Here is an 18,283-nt window from a genome sequence, read left to right as displayed (position 1 = left end):
AATGCATTTTCAGAGAAATGATTTTATTTGAGAACATTCCCGGTTTTCTCCGGGCAGAGTGGGATAGCCCGGACCTATGAATAATAGTGAGAGGTGAAAGAATGTCCTATTTTATAACGGAAAAGTGCATCGGATGTACATTATGCAAAAAACTGTGTCCCGTTGGCGCGGTCGAAGGGACGTTAAAAGAGAGGCATCGTATTAATGAGAAGCGCTGTGTGGAATGCGGCGTCTGCGGTAGAGCCTGTGGCCAGGGAGCCATTCTTGACCAAGCCGGGAACCAGGCGGAGCAAGTCCCAAAAAGCAAATGGAAAAAGCCCGTTATCCTGAGAGAAAAATGCAGTGCCTGTTCCATGTGTGTCTGGAACTGCACAAAAGACGCGCTGAAAATAGCGGATCCATCCTACCGGGGAGACATCAGCGTATTTGCCGAACTAGCGGCTCCGGAAAGATGTGTGGGCTGCGGAATCTGTGAGTCGGCATGTCCGCTTCACGCAATCTATATGAAAGCAGGTGAGGCCGAATGAATCTGCCCATTTATCTGCAAATAAACCTATCAACGAAAAAAGTACGGCGTTTTAAAATTGATGCTGAGACATTTCGATATTACATCGGAGGCAAGACATTAGCGGCAAAGCTTCTCTATGATCTGACGCCCGCAGGCATAGATCCACTTTCGGAAGAGGCTATGATCATTATCAATACAGGGCCGGCGAACGGAACGGGAGCGCCGTCTTCCAGCAGGTTCAATATAACGTTCAAGAATGTGATGACTGGAGGCATCGCATCCTCCAACTGCGGCGGTAATTTTGGAATGATGCTGAAAAAGGCCGGATACGATGGGATTATTCTGACTGGGAAGTCGAAGGCTCCTTCCTATATTGAGATCCTGGATGGAAATGTCCATGTAAAAGAAGCCGGGCATCTCTGGGGGATGGATACAGAACAGGTACAGAAAGAATTCCCCCGGCAGTACGGTACCATCGTCATAGGTCCTGCCGGTGAGAATCTGGTAAGCTTCGCGGGAGTCCTGTCGGGCGAAAGAGTGGCCGGAAGATGCGGAGCCGGCGCGGTCCTGGGCTCTAAAAATATTAAAGCGGTGACGGCATACGGTACAAAATCTCCTTGCATCTATAATAAAGAAAAACTTGATCAACATATAGAAAAATGGGTCCATTTCTTACAATCCCATCCGATGACCGGAACCTCCCTTCCCAAATATGGAAGCGCAGGACTGGTCACGAAGGCCAATGCCACCTGCTCCCTGCCCACCAGGAATTTCCAGAAGGGATTTTACGAGAAGGCCGAAGAGATCAGCGGAGAGACATTGGCTGATACGAAGTTGGTTAAGAATATGGGGTGCGTAAGTTGCCCGATCCGGTGCGAAAGAAGAGTCCGGGTCTATGACAAGGATGTGAAAGGTCCGGAATATGAGACGGTGGGCCTGTTTGGGGCAAATATCGAAAGCGCAGATCTGGACGCGATCAATGAAATCAACTATATCGCAGATCTTATGGGAATGGACACCATCTCGCTTGGCGGGACGATTGCATTTGCCATGGAACTAAAAGAACGGGGAATTGCGGACTTTGGCGTAAGCTTTGGCGACGCCGCCGGCCTTCCTGAAATGATTAAAAAGATTGCCCGCAGGGAAGGAATCTATAGCGAACTGGCCAACGGCTCCAAATGGCTGGCTGAAAAATATGGCGCTAAGGACGCCGCGATTCATGCCAAAGGATTGGAACTGGCTTCCTATGAACCAAGAAAATCTGTAGGCATGGGACTTGGCTATGCAACTTCCAACAGGGGCGGATGCCACCTGAACGGAGGATACCTGGCGCTGCTGGAATCGGTAGGAGTCTTATCCACGGATCCTCTTGAGACGAAAGGCAAGCCTGAACTTACCGTGCTCATGCAGAATGCCATGGAGGCTGTCTCTGCGTCAGGATTCTGCCTCTTCACTGCCTACAGCATGATTCCGTCTTTTTTATTCAGGCTGGGACCGTCCCACTGGTTTACAAAACTGTGCGGGAAATTGCTTATATGGGTCAGGCCGGTTCTAGGCGTCATGTGGAAATTCATGCCGTGGCTCCTTCCGTTTAATTCCATGTTCCTTCTGCCCCATGCAGAAGCGCTGAAGCATATCACCGGGCTTAAGATGACGACTGGACGCTTCATGCAGCTGGGAGAACGAGGGTACAATATTGAGCGGCTTTATAATTACAGGGAAGGTTTGACGGTGAATGACGACAGCCTGCCGGACCGCCTTGCAAAAGTTCCTCAGGATAAGAATCCAAAATCAGTAGTGCGCCTTGATAAAATGCTTCCCAAGTATTACAAGGTACGCGGCTGGAAGGAAGATGGAACTCCTTCGGCGGCGAAAATATGGCAATTAAAGATACATCGGTAATAACTTTGCAAATTTTTGAAATCAGGTGATGGATCATGTCAAAGATATTTTATTACGGAGCGCTCCGTGAGATTACGGGCAGGAAAGAAGAAGTATTCGATATCCATGATGTAAAGGGCTGTCTGGCTTCCATCCGCGTAAAATACGGACGCCTGGCCTATAAAGAGGCCAGGCGCAGCCTGATTACCCTGAATGGAATCAGTATTGTGTCCCTTGATAACTATCGTACAAAAGTGAAGCCGGAAGATGAAGTGCGGTTTCTGACGGTATGCGGAGGCGGGTAGGATATCCCGGGCCATGCCGGATGCGATGCGGGAGGTCTGTTGCATATGAGAATACATTTCCGTGGGAATGTCGCGGCAGACTAGCCATTATGCCGCCGATTTGGTACAATGGATAGTAACTTACAAGAAGTGCTAAGAGAGGTGAAGGATATGGCAAGATACATTATGGCATTGGATGCCGGGACCACAAGCAACCGCTGTATACTATTCAATGAAAAGGGAGAGATATGCAGCGTGGCACAGAAGGAATTTACCCAGTATTTTCCGGAACCAGGATGGGTGGAGCATGATGCGGACGAGATATGGTCCACCCAGCTGGGGGTAGCGGTTGAGGCGATGAATAAGATCGGCGTTGATTCCAAGGATGTTGCCGCAATCGGCATCACGAATCAGAGAGAGACGGTGATCGTATGGGATAAGAATACAGGAGAGCCCGTATATCATGCGATCGTATGGCAGTGCAGGAGGACGGCCCAGTTCTGCGATTCGTTGAAAGACAAGGGCCTTACGGAGTTTTTCAGGCAGAAGACAGGACTGATCATTGACGCCTATTTTTCCGGGACGAAGATCAAGTGGATACTGGATCATGTAGAAGGAGCAAGAGAAAGGGCGCAGCGGGGTGAACTTTTATTTGGAACGGTGGAGACATGGCTGATCTGGAAACTGACTAAGGGAAGGGTGCACGTAACCGACTACTCCAATGCATCAAGGACGTTGCTCTTTAATATCAATACTCTGGAATGGGATCAGGAGATTCTGGAACTGCTGGATATCCCTGCCTCCATGCTGCCCCAGGTGAAGGAGTCCAGCTGCGTCTACGGGGAGGCGGACCCTTCTTACTTCGGCGGCCCTATCCCGATTGCCGGGGCGGCCGGCGACCAGCAGTCTGCCCTGTTCGGCCAGACCTGTTTTCAGGCGGGGGAGGCAAAGAATACATATGGAACGGGCTGCTTCCTGCTGATGAATACCGGGGAGAAGCCGGTGTTCTCGAATAACGGTCTGGTAACCACCATTGCCTGGGGGCTGGATGGCAAGGTATATTATGCGCTGGAAGGCTCCATATTCGTTGCGGGAGCGGCAATCCAGTGGCTCAGGGACGAACTGCGCCTGATAGATTCTTCGCCGGACTCAGAGTATATGGCGCAGAAAGTAAAGGATACCAATGGATGCTATGTGGTGCCGGCATTTACCGGACTTGGCGCGCCGCACTGGGACCAGTATGCGAGAGGAACCATTGTAGGAATCACAAGGGGCGTGAATAAATACCACATTATCCGGGCAACGCTGGAATCTCTGGCCTATCAGGTATACGACGTGCTGAAGGCTATGGAGGCGGATTCAGGAATTTCCTTAAGTTCCCTGAAGGTGGATGGCGGCGCCAGCGCCAATAATTTCCTGATGCAGACTCAGGCGGACATCATGGACGCGCCGGTGAAGAGGCCCAGCTGCATTGAGACTACGGCCATGGGGGCAGCCTATTTAGCGGGCCTGGCAGTAGGATGCTGGAAGAGCAAGGAAGAAGTCATAAAGAACTGGGCGATTGACCGGACTTTTGAGCCGAAGATTGGGGAAGACGAACGAAGGAAAAGGATAAAGGGCTGGAACAAGGCGGTAAAATATGCATTTGACTGGGCAAAGGACGAGGAGTAGAGCATGTATGACGTAGTGATAATCGGGGCCGGGGTCTCCGGCTGTGCCATTGCGAGGGAACTGGCAAAATATCGTGGGAAGATCTGTGTGCTAGAACGCAGCGAGGATGTCTGCACAGGAACGTCCAAAGCCAACAGCGGCATCGTCCATGCAGGGCATGACGCAAGGCAGGGGACTATGAAGGCAAGGCTGAATGTGCGAGGAAACGCGATGATGGATAAGGCATCGGAAGAACTGGATATTCCATTCATACGGAATGGGTCTTTGGTGGTCTGCACAGACGAAAAGCAGATGCCGGAACTTAAGCGCCTCTATGAGAATGGCATTGCAAACGGTGTTCTGGGACTGAGGATCGTATCCGGACCCGAATTAAGGCAGATGGAGCCCCATCTTTCCGATACGGCCGTAGCGGCGCTTTATGCGCCCACCGGAGGCATCGTATGCCCGTTTGAATTGAACATCGCGCTGGCGGAGAATGCCTGCATGAACGGCGTAGCATTCATCTTTCATGCAAAAGTGGATCGGATACGCAGGCTGCCGGGAGGCTATGAGGTGCACACAGAATCCGGCCAGTCTTATGAAGGAAGGACGGTTGTGAATGCCGCTGGCGTCTATGCTGATCAGATCCACAATCTGGCCTGTTCGCCTCTTATGGAGATTGTTCCAAGGAAGGGAGAGTATATGCTTCTTGACAAGGCAGCAGGAGGCCATGTCTCAAGAACCATATTTACGCTGCCGGGGTCCTACGGCAAGGGCGTGCTGGTTACGCCTACCGTCCACGGCAATCTGCTGGTAGGGCCTACGGCTTTGGATATCCAGGATAAGGAAGGCATCCAGACCACCAGGGAAGGGTTTAAAAAGATTAAGGAACAGTGTGGCCGGGCAGTAAAAGATATCCCCTTGAATCAGGTGATTACATCCTTTGCGGGCTTGCGGGCCCATGAAAAGGATGGGGACTTTATCATAGGGGAGGCAGAGGAAGGGTTCTATGACTGTGCGGGGATCGCGTCCCCGGGATTGTCTAGCTGCCTGGCAATTGGCGAATTGGTGGCAGGCATGGTAGAAGAACGGCTGAAACTTCCCGAGAATAAGGACTATATAGCAAGGCGGGAAGGAATCGTGCGCCCCGGTCAGATGTCCATTGAAAAGAGGGACGCATGGATTCGGAAATATCCGGCCTATGGCAATATTATCTGCCGATGCGAGATGATATCGGAAGGCGAGATCATAGACGCGATCCACAGGCCTCTGGGAGCCAGGACCATGGACGGGATCAAGCGAAGGACCCGTGCGGGCATGGGACGGTGCCAGAGCGGCTTCTGCTCTCCAAAGGTCATGGAGATTCTGGCACGGGAATGGAATACGGATCTGCTGGAAGTGAGGAAAGCATCTGACGAGTCCTGGATGCTTAAGGGCCGGGACAAAGAGGAATTATAGGGAGGCAAAAGGCATGGAAGAATACGACATCGTGATTATCGGCGGCGGGCCGGCAGGCCTGGCGGCAGCCCTGAATGCCAGGCATCAGGGAATCGAGCGCCTTTTGATCCTAGAGAGGGACAAGGAATTAGGCGGTATATTGAACCAGTGCATCCATAACGGATTCGGCCTCCATACATTTAAGGAGGAACTGACCGGCCCGGAGTATGCATGGCGTTATATCCGGCAGGTGCTGGAGCAGAAGATATCATATCGGTTGAATACAATGGTGGTAGACGTTGCGCAGGAAGACGGATGGAAGATCGTGACAGCCATGAGCAGAGAAAAGGGAATGACGATGCTTCGCGCCAGAGCGGTCATCCTGGCAATGGGGTGCCGGGAGCGCCCCAGAGGAGCCCTTAATGTCCCAGGCTTTCGCCCGGCAGGAATCTATACGGCCGGGACAGCCCAGCGGCTGGTGAATATGGAAGGCTATATGCCGGGCAAAGAGATCGTGATCCTGGGCTCGGGAGATATTGGCCTTATCATGGCCAGGCGCATGACTTTGGAAGGGGCCACGGTAAAGGTGGTGGCCGAGATTATGCCGAAGTCCGGCGGCCTCACCCGGAATATCGTCCAGTGCCTGGAGGATTACGGGATTCCACTGAAATTGAACCATACGGTGATCGATATCAAGGGAAAAGACCATATTGAAGGGGTAACGCTGGCGCAGGTAGATGAAAACAAGGAACCCGTCCCGGGAACACAGGAAGCGTATCGCTGCGACACCCTGCTGCTGTCGGTAGGCCTGATTCCGGAGAACGAGCTGACCAGGGGACTGGGGGCCAGAATGGATGAAAAGACCCATGGACCCGTGGTGGATGAACGGCTGCAGACTACGGTGGCAGGCGTATTTGCGTGTGGAAACGTGCTCCATGTGCATGACCTGGCGGACCATGTGTCTCAGGAGGCTGCGGAGGCAGGAAAGCATGCAGCAGATTATGTAAAGGAGGCAGTATGAGGTGGAGAAAATGAAGATGACATGCATCGTATGTCCCAACGGCTGCCAGCTGGAGGTCCTTGTAGACGAGGATGAGGTGTCGGATGTGTCGGGAAATCGCTGCATGAGGGGGTATGTCTATGCCCAGAAAGAGGTTTTAAGCCCGACCAGGACGGTAACAACGACGCTTGAGGTGGAGGGAGGGGAACTTCCCAGGGTGTCGGTTAAGACGGAAAGAGAGATTCCCAAAGGCCGGATCATGGATTGCATGCAGGCATTGAAGAATATTACGGTCAAGGCGCCGGTACAGATAGGAGATATCGTAGCGCAGAATGTGGCCGGAACCGGTATAGATGTGGTAGCAACGGTAAATGTGCATAAAAAATAAGAGTTTTTGTGGACAATTATGTTGAAATATACTAAAATAGTAATATCTACAGCAATTCAAGGAAGGAAGGGAACTAGTTTATGGAAAGAAATGTTATCGTAGGACAATCCGGCGGACCCACAGCAGCTATCAATTCAAGCCTTGCAGGAGTCTACCGTACAGCAAAGGACCGTGGAGCGAAGAAGGTATATGGAATGCTTCATGGCGTACAGGGGTTATTAGAGGAAAAATATATTGACCTGGCAGACCACATCAAGACAGAGCTGGATGCAGAATTATTGAAAAGAACGCCAGCCGCTTTCTTGGGATCATGCCGATATAAACTTCCGGAGATTCATGAGAATCGCGATGTATATGACAAGATATTTGCCATACTTGACAAATTGGATATTGAAGCGTTCATCTACATCGGTGGAAATGATTCCATGGACACCATCAAGAAGTTATCCGACTATGCGATCATCACAGGACATCCAACCAGATTCATCGGATGCCCGAAGACAATCGACAATGACCTGGCGCTGACAGACCATACGCCTGGATATGGAAGCGCAGCCAAATACATCGGCACGTCCATGAAAGAGATTATCCGTGACGGATTCTGCCTGGAATATGAAAAAGGCATCGTTACGATCGTAGAGGTTATGGGACGTAATGCAGGATGGCTGACAGGAGCCACAGCGCTGTCAGAAGGCGAGGACTGCGAGGGGCCGGATCTGATCTATCTGCCGGAGATTCCATTTGACCTTAAGAAATTCGGCGATAAGGTAAGGAAATTATTGGAGAAGAAGACGTCCATCGTAGTTGCGGTATCCGAAGGAATCCGTACCGATGATGGCACTTATGTATGCGAACTGGGCAACAGCATTGACTTCGTGGACGCATTCGGCCATAAGCAGCTGTCCGGAACCGCATCATACCTTGCAAGCTTTATTGCAGGAGAGATCGGCTGCAAGACCCGCGCGATCGAACTCAGCACGCTGCAGCGTTCCGCATCCCATGCCGCTTCCAGAGTGGACATCCTGGAAGCATACCAGGTAGGCGGCGCGGCCGTAAAGGCAGCAGATGAAGGAGATTCCGGCAAGATGGTGGTTCTCCAGAGACTGTCCGATGATCCGTACCAGTGCGGAACAGAAGTAAAAGACGTGCATAAGATTGCAAATGATGAGAAACTTGTTCCAAGAGATTGGGTGAACAAGGAAGGCACGTATGTGACGAGCGAGTTTATATCTTATGTCAGACCTTTGATTCAAGGAGACGTATCTCCGGTTATGGTAGATGGTATTCCGCGGCACTTGTATACGCCGAAGGAACTGAGTCATAAGTAGGAACCTTGGGTAATATTTAGATGGTTTTAGAGGACGGCCAAGGGAGGCGGGGTGCGGGCTGGCATCCCGTCATCCCCCGCCCGGCCCCCCTGCGTTCACAACTCCCCAAATTTTCCCAAAAACACTTGTATTTTTTTACGGAATCAAGTAATATATGTATTACTCTAATTATTCAAAAGAATCTTTTATATCTGACGTATCAATTTAATTCCCTACAAAAAGACAAAGGAAAAGGCAAGAAAAAGAGGTGATGTAATTGTCATCAAAAGAAGGTTATGATGTATTGCGCCTGATTGAGCATGGACAATCCTGCTATATTAGTTCGGAGTATGTAAAAGGGTGCACTTTAGCTGTCTGGCTCAGATACCATCCGAATCTGTCTAAGGAAAGACTTCTAGAGTGGATTCAGGATATTACCAGGCAATTGGGACTGATTCACAGATGCCGGGGTAATCCCTGCTATCGGTATGTGAACCCTTACAGCATCATAGTGACGCAGGAAGGCCAGCTGCATTTTCTGGACATGGATGCCAAGTCCAATGAAGAGCAGTTAAGATTTATGCAGAGAAGGGTAATCAGGGAGCATTTCCTTCCGCGGCAACAGGCCTATTACCAGAAGGCAAGCGTCCGACTGGACATCTACGGGCTTGGAAGGACGATCCAGTATATATTGTCGGAGGCAGATCCCGAACCGCCGCTTAAAAGGCGGGAAGAGGCAAGGTTCCATAAGATTATATCAAGGTGTCTGAAAGACACATCGAAACATTCCTATCAAGACATATCTGACATTCGTAGACAAATCCCATCTTACAGAAAAAGAAAAGAATCCCATCCAAAAGCAAGAAAAATCCTGGCTGTAGCCGGAACTGCCATTCTATCTGCCGCGGTTGCAACAACGGTGCTCTGGGGAGGGTACAAGCCGGAAGAATCCCACGAACCCGCAACAGAAATGGCAGAAAAGAAATCAATAAATAAAAGCGCGGTCAATGAGGGCACGGTCAATAAAGACACGGACGATCAAGAGGCAGCGGACGAAGAAGCATATCTGGAACTTGCAATGGCTTACTTCCTGGAACTGAAAGATTATAAAAAGAGCCTTGAATATCTTGCGCTCATATCGGATGACTATGCACCGGCCAAACACATGGAAGCCATCGTAAAAGCGCTGGATGGAGGCGGAGGCGCTGGGGAAGCCGCGGGAGTACGCCGGGACTTGAAGAAGCATCTTCTCGAACTAGAAAAGGAGGCGCCGAAAGATCAAAAAGATCGTTGTGATCTATGTCTGATCAAGGGTTACAGTCTCTTGGAATCCAAAGACGGGGCAGGAAATATTCTGAGGCTGGGAGAAGAATGGCTTGGACGGGAAGGCTTGGACGACCGGGAGGTAAAGGAAGTAAAAGAGTATATGGCAAGCGCCTATGAGCAGACGGACGCGTTTGAGGAGGCGGCGCATGTCTGGGAAGAGATATTGGAATTAGAGTCAGAGGAGAAGAAACGGGAAGAAGTATACAAGAAGATGGCAGTCCTCTATGAGGCATGCGGGCAGAAGGAGATGGCGCTTAATACCTGTATAAAGGGCGTCGGGGAACTGGAAGATTCAAAGGATCTGGGAATCCTGCATATCCGGCTTTTGTGCAAGGATACAGCCATCAGCCGGGAACTGTGCGTCCAGACGATCCGGGAATATATTGGCAGGATGCCAGAGATTCTTGAGAAAGAAGAGTTTCAGAAGTTGCAGAAGGAATATGAGATTCGAGTGGAAGGGGAAGAAGTATGGATAGGAAATTAAAGAGTATTTTAGCATTGGTCATCGTATTAGGAATGATATACTGGCAGCAGTCGTCAATTCTGCATGCGGAAGTCCCAAAGGCAGCAGGGACGTCAAAATCGGGATTGTCAAAAACGAGAACATCGAAGGCGTCGAATACCCCCGGGGCATTAGAACAGCCAGAAGATCCGCAGGTTCCGGAAGAGCCAGAGACTCCGGAGGAGCCTATCGAGTGCTTTCAGGTATCCATTCCGCCGGAAGATGGGGAAAATGGATACTATATTACGAAGCCGGAAGTTGAGATTACGCATGTGAGCGAGGCGGGAGTTACAAAATACAAATTTGCCGACAGCGAAGGACAGACGAGGGAAGGGGAACTGGCACAGAAAGACGGTGCGGCCAGGATAGAAGGGGAGCAGTTTAAGGAAGGAATCAACAGACTGTCGATCTGGATGGAAGATGGAGAAGGGAAGCAGGTGGAGGAGTATAGCCTGGATAAGGATTTCCTTATTGATACGCAGGCGCCTGCTATTTGGATTGGGGCGCCCCGGGGATTTGAGGCATGGTATCAGGAGGCGGTATCAATAACGGTAACAGGAGAGGACGGGGAGTTGGGAAGCCAGATTGAAGAGGTGGTTTGCGCTTCTGGCAATTCCAGGGTGGGAAGGAGCAAGGAACTGCCAGCCGCCTTCCAGGTTGCTTGTGCATCCGCCAAAGGAAATGCTGTGAAGATTACGGTAACGGCAAGGGATCGTGCGGGGAATACGGCCAGCCGTTCTTGCGGCCTTTTCATTGACCGGCTGCCGCCAAAGGCCAGGATAGAGGGGATAGAAGATTACATGATTACCAGCCAGCCTGTGGTGGTAAGATACCTTGTAGAGGAGGAAAATGTAATTGAAGATATGAGGGCATGGGTCCGCCGGGAAGACCCGCAAGGAAATGCCAGAGAGATTCCGGTATCGGAATGGTCGGATACAGAATCCGGGAAATGTGCCAGACAGGTACTGGCTGATGACGGCATCTATCAGTTGAGCCTGTCCTGCACGGACAAGGCCGGATATGAGGCAGGGAAGGCGGCTCGGTTCATCATTGATACGAAGAGTCCGTTAATAAGCTATGTAGACCGTCTGGATAACCAGTACCTGAAACGTTTCTGCTGGAATTATCCTGCCAGCGAATGGATTCGGGACTTTACCAGTTATACATACACCATACTTTTGGATGGAAGAATCTATCCCATGGGGCAGGAGGTCCTGGAAGAAGGACGGCATACCCTGGAAGTCAAGGCTATTGACGCCGCTGGCAACACAGGTACAGCGAAGGCCAGATTTGTCATCGACCATACCCCTCCCCAGGTAGTGTTTCAGGACGTGGAAGACGGGAAGGACTACGAGGAAGAGAAGACTTTTCAGGTAACCCTCGAAGATCAGGAGGATCAGATTGATGAGATAAAGATTAACGGGGAGGTGCAGAAGACGAATAAAAGGAGCAGGATTTACCAGTTTACGGTACAGGATTTAAAGAATTATGAGATCGAGGTCAAGGCATCCGACTATGCGGGCAATCAGGCTGTCGGCCATATACAGTTCCAGGTGTCGCCAAAGGAAACGGTATTTCAAAGGCTGGTAAAGCCGATAGAAAAGAAACTGAGGGCAGATGATAAGGAGAGGAAGGATGAAGCCCCCAAAAAATGGCCAATAATATGCATGATTTTTATCCTTTTTTTGGCAATTACAGTGTTAATATACTATAAAAAGAGGAAAAAGAACGGCTTTTTCTTGCGATAATCCGGTCTGAAGGAGATGGGACTGTCTTTAAAAGAAATCACTTATTTGATGAAGGAGGAGATCGATAAAGACCATACGCGAATCCATATCACTGGATGGTTCGGCTGCCAAACAGCCAGGATATTGAATATAAGATATTCGTAGACAGCATCCACGCTTCCTACATCTATCTTCCAATTATTCCATATTCCGATGAGGAACAGTGGCTTAAAAAAAGAGATAAAGAAATGCCAGATCAAAGTTATATGATCTGGCATTTCTTTATGTGGTAACGCCGTTGGAAGCGATTTTTAAAAATTCTTCCATGGCCCTTGTCACGTACCGTGTCTCTTTGTGGTAGAAATAGATGCTGCGACCGGCATAGTCTGCATCCAGCTTGTAATAGTAGCAGTCCTCTCCATTAGGAATGTGGGCAAGAAGCAGATCGCTGACAAATGTAACACCCATTCCATAGCAGCAGATATGGAAAGCGGTGACCTGCTGATCCAGTTTCAGGATAATGTTGGGCGAAAATGACTGAACCTGACAGATCTTTTCAGCCCGGGATCTGGTATCGTTGCCGGAACGAAGGAGAATGAAAGGATCATCCTCGAATAGGGAAAGCGGAACGCAGGGCGTTTCTTCTTTCACATGCCTGCGATCCAGCACATCCTGGATCGTAAGGCGATAAGAAGCAGCCTTTTCATTGGAAGCAAAAGACGCGGGCACAGCCAGGAGAAGTGTTTCCTGGGTATATAGGTGATGATGGTAGATCGCATCCGGGAATGAGGAATTATCAATGACCATATCCAGTGTTCCTCGGAACAGCAGATCCACCAGCTGAGGCGTATTCGCCTCCACCAGATGTACCTTTACCAGAGGATACTTCTTGGTGAAGCAGGTGATTACCGGGGGAAGGATATAGGAAGCGAATAGATTGCTTCCTCCGATTGCGATCTGGCCTGTCTTCAGTTCATTCAGGTCATTGAGATAATTCGCGAACCGGCTCTGGGTATCCATGATCTCTTCGACGGCCTTGATATAATGCCGGCCGCATTCCGTCAACTGTATCGGGCTTACGCTGCGGTCAAAGATTGGCGAGCCTATGCGCTCTTCCACCTTCTTGACGGTGGCGCTTAAGGATGGCTGGCTGATATACAGGTTTGCCGCAGCCTTGGAAAAACTCCGCTCTTTGTACACTTCATACACATAGTTCATAGAATTAAACATCTCAGATATCCTCCCTGTTTCTACCTATTCATATTGTACCATGATTTGTAAACTCGTAAAAGACCAGGCTGACAAATCAGGCATATGTCTTGCCAGACTTGAAGGGAATGAATATATGATGCGAGGGGCCTGCGCTTGACAGGCCCCTTGCTTAGCGAGAAGGGTGTATTTTATGGCCAGATAGCCCTCGCTTTCTTGGCATCTACCACTCGTTTCACAGCGATCAGGTAAGCGCCGGTCCGCAAGGTGGCGTTGTTTGATTCCGCAATGTTCCATACGGCGTCAAAGGCGGAATCCATGATGTCTTTGAGTTTCTCGTTGACGGTTTCTTCTGTCCAGTTGACAGACTGGATGTTCTGTACCCATTCAAAGTAGGATACCACGACGCCGCCTGCGTTTGAAAGGATGTCAGGAACAACCATGATATTCTTTTTCTTCAGGATATCATCTGCTTCGGAAGCAGTCGGGCCATTCGCGGCTTCGATAATGATATCCGCCTTTATCTTTTTGGCGTTGGAGAGATTGATCTGGTTTTCCAGGGCAGCGGGGATCAGAAGTTTTACATCCAGTTCCAGAAGTTCAGCGTTGCTAATGCGCGTGATGCCTTCCTCCTGATATCCGGACAGCAGGTTCTTCCGGTCTTTGGACAGGTATTCGAGTATCTGCGGGATGCAGAGGCCTTCTTTCTTATAGAGGCCTCCGGATACGTCGCTGACCGCAACGACTTTCAATCCTCCCTGATAAAGAAGTTTGGCTGTCACGCTGCCGACATTTCCCATTCCCTGAATAGCCACGATGGTGCCTTGTGCAGGAATTCCTTTTTTCTTCAGTACATTCTTGACGGTGAACATAACGCCGCGCCCGGTAGCCTCGCTTCTTCCAAGCGCTCCGCCAAGTTCGATCGGCTTGCCTGTAACAACTCCGTGAACGCAGTGGCCTTTGAGCATGCTGTAGGTGTCCATCATCCATCCCATAACAGCTGCGTTTGTTCCTACGTCAGGAGCAGGAATATCCTGTTCCGGTCCGATCAGAGGCGCGATAGCGGCCGTGAATCTGCGGGTGATTGCACGAATCTCATCTTCAGACAGTTTGCCGGGATCGCAGACAACGCCGCCTTTTCCGCCACCGTAAGGGATATTGACGACCGCGCACTTGAACGTCATCCATGCTGCCAGAGCCCTTACTTCATCCGGATTGACATCCGGATGGAAGCGGATTCCTCCTTTGGCAGGTCCGCGGGAAGTGGAGTGCTGGATACGGTAGCCTTCGAATACCTTCGTGCTTCCATCATCCATACGCACCGGAATCGCAACCTTCAGTTCTCTTTCCGGGTATTTCAATGCTTCAATGTCACTGTCTGAATAGCCTAGGATGCCGGCTGCTTCGGATACGACTTTTAATACGTTATCATAAGGGTTATATGTCTTGCTCATATTAGATTTCCTCCTGTTATATTGGTTTATTTATTTTCCAATGCTGCTATTTTAATACATAAGATAAATATGTCCATGGCCGCGTCCAGTTCCTCAAGCGTTGGATAGGACGGCGCGATACGGATATTCCTGTCTGCTTCATCCTTTCCGTAAGGATAGGTTGCCCCGGCATCCGTCAGAGTGACTCCGGCTTCCTTGGCAAGCGCCACCGTTCTTTTGGCACAGCCGGGCGGGGTATAAAGGGAGATGAAGTATCCGCCCTTCGGGGTGCTCCAGGAAGCCAGTCCTGTTCCTCCAAACTGGTTTTCCAGTTTGGATAGTACCAGATCGAATTTGGGCCTTAACTCCTGTGCCAGCCGGTCCATATGGGACAGAATGTTTTCCGGTGTCTGAAAGTACTGTACATGCCGCAGCTGGTTGATCTTGTCATAACTGATGATCTGTGCGGACATATGCCGCTTTATCTCTGCTACATTTGAGGAATTGGATGCAATCAGCGCAAGTCCGGTTCCAGGAAATGTAATCTTGGATGTAGAGAAGAAATAATATGCCCGGTCTGGATGGTGATGCCTTTCACAGGCTTCCAGGATATTCATAAGTTCCACCTTCTCGTAGATGTGGTGGATGCCATAGGCATTGTCCCAGAAGATGCGGAAGTCGTCGGCAGCGGTTTCCATAGATGCCAGCTGATCTACCACCTGGTCGCTGTAGCAGATGCCTTCCGGATTGGAATGAAGAGGCACACACCAGATGCCTTTGATCAAGGGATCCTTCTTTGCAAGCGACGCAACCATCTCCATGTCCGGCCCCTCCGAAGTTAGCGGTACCGGAATCATCCCGATCCCAAGTTCCTGACAGATCCTGAAGTGGCGGTCGTAGCCTGGCGCGGGACACAGGAACTTGACGGGCGTGCCCTGGAATCTGTAATAATGCCATGGGGTGCTGCCGCCGGTGCCGAACAGGCACATGGATGCCAGGGTGTCGAACATCATGCTCAGGCTGGAATTTCCGCCCATGATAATTTGCTGAGGCTGAAGGCCCAGAAGATCGGCGAAAAGCTTCTTGCACTCCGGGATGCCATCCCCGATGCCGTAATTGCGGGCATCCGTGCCATCGGCGGTGATGTAAGTGTCCATGGTTTTAAGCAATCCGTTGCTTAGATCAAGCTGGGAAGGCGCAGGCTTCCCCCTGGACATATTCAGGTTTAATTTTTTGGTCTTGGCTTGTTCGTACTGTAGTTTTAACTCGTCAAGGGCATCGGCGCTGTTTACTGGTTGGTTCATGCTTCCCTTTCCTCCTTTGGGTGCTTTGTTTTCTTGATTTCATTATAGATAAAATGGTATGATAAAAACAAATACCTATATATGTATAAGAGGTATAGGCATTTGATTATCTCATAAGAACAGGAGGTACAGGCATATGAACTGGGAAGAGATCAGAAGCAGGGAGAGCCTGACAGCGAAAGAGAGCAAATATATATGCAATGATCTGATGAGTACGGGGCTTGAGATGGAACGCCTGATCGTGGAAAACTTTGGCCCTGAAGACTACTATAAGGTGGCGCAGCGCCGGATTGGAGGAGGCCGGATCGGGGGGAAAGCGTGCGGGCTTCTTCTTGCGAGAAAACTGATCCAGGCGAGGATGCCTCAATACATGGATTATATGGAGCCGCACGATTCCTATTTTGTGGGCTCGGATGTATTCTATCATTATCTGGAAGAGAATGACTGTATGGAGTTAAGAAGACGCCATATGAAGGAAAAAGAGAAGTTCCAAGAGGCGGATGAACTGCAAAGCCGTATCCGGAACGGCAGTTTTTCCGAAGCCATACAGGAAGAACTTCTCAAAGTGGTACGGCATTACGGGGATACGCCGATCATCGTCAGATCCAGCAGTTTCCTGGAGGATGGATTCGGCAACGCCTTTTCCGGCAAATATGAATCCATCTTCTGCATCAACCAGGGAAGCGAGGAAGAGAGGCTCTCCGATCTGATGAATGCCGTACGAAGCGTCTATGCAAGCACCATGAATCCCTCGGCCATCGAGTACCGGAGGCGCTGGGGGCTGCTGGATGTGGACGAGCAGATGGCGCTGCTGATACAGAAGGTGGCAGGGCAGAGGTACGACAGTTTCTATATGCCCGTGGCAGCGGGCATGGGGTGCTCCTATAATCCTTATAAATGGATGGAGAACATGAATCCGGACGCGGGAATGATAAGGATGGTCATGGGCCTTGGCACGCGCGCGGTAGAGCGTACGCCGGGAGATTATCCGAGGTTGGTAGGCCTTGACCGGGCGCAGGCCAATCTTCGAACAACGGTGGCTGAACGGCACAAATATTCCCAGCGGAATGTAGACGTGATGGATTATGCATCCAATTCCCTGTGCACGAAACGATTGGAAGAAGTGATAGACGAACTTCCCGGGTGGCAGAAGAAACTGGTGCTAAGCCATGATACGGAAGCCGAAGAACTGTTGGCCCAGAGAGGAAAGTATAAGCAGGTATTGTTTGCCGACTGCCAGGGGATGGTGAATAACGACCTCTTTATCCAGATGGTAAAGGATATCCTTGGCATGCTGCAGGAAGTATACGGAAGGCCGGTGGACGTTGAATTTGCGGTAAACAGCATGGCAAAAGGAGAGTGGGAGCTGAATCTTCTGCAGTGCAGGCCTCTTCAGGCCAGCATATCAGAGAAAATCCACATTCCGGAAGAGAAAGTTAAGGAGTTCCTCTTCGACGTGCGCCGTACTTCCATGCGCCGCTCCAAGATGGAGAAACTGGATATTATCGTATGGGTGGATCCCAGGAAATATTACGAATATCCTTATGCTAAGAAATTCCACGTGGCACAGAAGATTGATGAGATCAACCGCCACTATGAAGAGACAGATAAGAAGATGATGCTTCTGGTTCCGGGGCGTATCGGAACTTCATCGCCGGAACTGGGAGTTCCGGTAGTATATGCCAACATCAGTGCATTCTGCGCCATCTGCGAGGTAGCGTACAGCGAAGTGGGATATCATCCGGAACTGTCTTATGGAAGCCATATGTTCCAGGATCTTGTGGAGGCTGACGTATATTACGGTGCGATCAACGAGAACAGCAAGACCAGATGCTATCAGCCCCGGCTGCTGAAGCAGCATCCGAATATATTCCCGGAACTATTTCCCGAAAATGAGGAACTGGGAGGGATAATTAAAGCTTATGATGTGTCAGACTGTAATGCCCAGCTTCTGCTGGATTCAAAAAAGGGAAGGGCAGTGTGCTGGCTTGCCGCGCCTTTGATTCCCAGGTAAATTAAAACTGCCGTTAACAGGTGGCGGGGCTTCTTTATCTTATGAAATAGGGAAGGTGGCGATAGAGATCCTTATAAAAGGGAGGATGCCGGGTGATTGATTCCTCAATCCCCGGCATGTATTATGAAAAAGTTTATTCAAAAATAGTATTTTACTATTGGTCAATGGTCTTATCTAATGTTCAGATGTCTTGTTCTTCATCTGATAAATTCAGTATAAAGCAGACCTATGAAGAAACGATGTTAAAGAAATGAAGGTTTTTTGAAAGATAAGTGAACAAACTATGAACAATATGCGGGGATCCCAGAGACAA

At 50.0% G+C, this 18,283-nt stretch carries 13 protein-coding genes and 1 pseudogene; 11 read left to right on the top strand and 3 right to left on the bottom strand.

Going from position 1 to position 18,283, the window contains the following annotated elements:
- Positions 1 to 101: 101 nt before the first annotated feature.
- The 10 genes and pseudogenes from HDCHBGLK_RS01820 to HDCHBGLK_RS01775 all read left to right on the top strand — a co-directional run bounded on the left by HDCHBGLK_RS01820 (position 102) and on the right by HDCHBGLK_RS01775 (position 12,031).
- Positions 102 to 527, top strand: a complete 426-nt coding sequence (locus HDCHBGLK_RS01820) for a 4Fe-4S binding protein (protein ID WP_004605915.1) — start codon at positions 102 to 104, stop codon at positions 525 to 527.
- The gene (locus HDCHBGLK_RS01815; RefSeq protein ID WP_004605914.1) at positions 524 to 2,410 is read left to right on the top strand and encodes an aldehyde ferredoxin oxidoreductase family protein; all 1,887 of its coding nucleotides are present in this window, start codon (positions 524 to 526) and stop codon (positions 2,408 to 2,410) included. The genes HDCHBGLK_RS01820 and HDCHBGLK_RS01815 overlap by 4 nt, the downstream gene beginning before the upstream one ends.
- A gap of 35 nt (positions 2,411 to 2,445) precedes the next feature.
- Positions 2,446 to 2,694 (top strand): MoaD/ThiS family protein, encoded by a 249-nt coding sequence (locus HDCHBGLK_RS01810; RefSeq protein ID WP_009248847.1) that lies wholly within the window; start codon positions 2,446 to 2,448, stop codon positions 2,692 to 2,694.
- A 150-nt stretch (positions 2,695 to 2,844) separates the two neighbouring features.
- The gene (glpK, locus tag HDCHBGLK_RS01805) at positions 2,845 to 4,344 is read left to right on the top strand and encodes a glycerol kinase GlpK (RefSeq protein ID WP_009248846.1); all 1,500 of its coding nucleotides are present in this window, start codon (positions 2,845 to 2,847) and stop codon (positions 4,342 to 4,344) included.
- A 3-nt stretch (positions 4,345 to 4,347) separates the two neighbouring features.
- The gene (locus tag HDCHBGLK_RS01800) at positions 4,348 to 5,781 is read left to right on the top strand and encodes an NAD(P)/FAD-dependent oxidoreductase (RefSeq protein WP_004605911.1); all 1,434 of its coding nucleotides are present in this window, start codon (positions 4,348 to 4,350) and stop codon (positions 5,779 to 5,781) included.
- A 13-nt stretch (positions 5,782 to 5,794) separates the two neighbouring features.
- Positions 5,795 to 6,772: pseudogene (locus HDCHBGLK_RS01795) on the top strand (NAD(P)/FAD-dependent oxidoreductase); the annotation flags it as partial.
- Between the two features lie 19 nt (positions 6,773 to 6,791).
- A complete protein-coding gene (locus HDCHBGLK_RS01790) occupies positions 6,792 to 7,148 on the top strand; it encodes a DUF1667 domain-containing protein (RefSeq protein WP_004605909.1) in 357 nt (118 codons plus the stop codon).
- 80 nt (positions 7,149 to 7,228) lie between these two features.
- On the top strand, positions 7,229 to 8,476 hold the full coding sequence (locus HDCHBGLK_RS01785; RefSeq protein ID WP_004605908.1) for a 6-phosphofructokinase: 1,248 nt from the start codon (positions 7,229 to 7,231) through the stop codon (positions 8,474 to 8,476).
- 256 nt (positions 8,477 to 8,732) lie between these two features.
- The gene (locus HDCHBGLK_RS01780) at positions 8,733 to 10,265 is read left to right on the top strand and encodes a serine/threonine-protein kinase (RefSeq protein WP_009248843.1); all 1,533 of its coding nucleotides are present in this window, start codon (positions 8,733 to 8,735) and stop codon (positions 10,263 to 10,265) included.
- The gene (locus HDCHBGLK_RS01775; RefSeq protein ID WP_004605905.1) at positions 10,250 to 12,031 is read left to right on the top strand and encodes an Ig-like domain-containing protein; all 1,782 of its coding nucleotides are present in this window, start codon (positions 10,250 to 10,252) and stop codon (positions 12,029 to 12,031) included. The genes HDCHBGLK_RS01780 and HDCHBGLK_RS01775 overlap by 16 nt, the downstream gene beginning before the upstream one ends.
- Positions 12,032 to 12,292: 261 nt before the next feature.
- On the opposite strand, the gene HDCHBGLK_RS01770 is transcribed toward HDCHBGLK_RS01775, so the two are convergent.
- From HDCHBGLK_RS01770 to HDCHBGLK_RS01760, 3 genes are all read right to left on the bottom strand, one after another.
- On the bottom strand, positions 12,293 to 13,240 hold the full coding sequence (locus HDCHBGLK_RS01770) for a LysR family transcriptional regulator (RefSeq protein WP_004605903.1): 948 nt from the start codon (positions 13,238 to 13,240) through the stop codon (positions 12,293 to 12,295).
- Positions 13,241 to 13,410: 170 nt separating this feature from the next.
- On the bottom strand, positions 13,411 to 14,673 hold the full coding sequence (locus HDCHBGLK_RS01765; protein WP_004605902.1) for a Glu/Leu/Phe/Val family dehydrogenase: 1,263 nt from the start codon (positions 14,671 to 14,673) through the stop codon (positions 13,411 to 13,413).
- A gap of 26 nt (positions 14,674 to 14,699) precedes the next feature.
- A complete protein-coding gene (locus HDCHBGLK_RS01760; protein ID WP_004605901.1) occupies positions 14,700 to 15,956 on the bottom strand; it encodes an aminotransferase class I/II-fold pyridoxal phosphate-dependent enzyme in 1,257 nt (418 codons plus the stop codon).
- Positions 15,957 to 16,092: 136 nt separating this feature from the next.
- On the opposite strand from HDCHBGLK_RS01760, the gene HDCHBGLK_RS01755 reads away from it, so the two are divergent.
- Positions 16,093 to 17,970, top strand: a complete 1,878-nt coding sequence (locus HDCHBGLK_RS01755) for a PEP/pyruvate-binding domain-containing protein (RefSeq protein ID WP_004605900.1) — start codon at positions 16,093 to 16,095, stop codon at positions 17,968 to 17,970.
- Positions 17,971 to 18,283 lie beyond the last annotated feature (313 nt).

This window comes from [Clostridium] scindens ATCC 35704 (genome assembly GCF_004295125.1).
Classification (GTDB): Bacteria; Bacillota; Clostridia; order Lachnospirales; family Lachnospiraceae; genus Clostridium_AP; species Clostridium_AP scindens.
The sequence above is the reverse complement of the archived record's forward strand: the minus strand, read 5'-3'. Positions and strand labels throughout refer to the sequence as shown.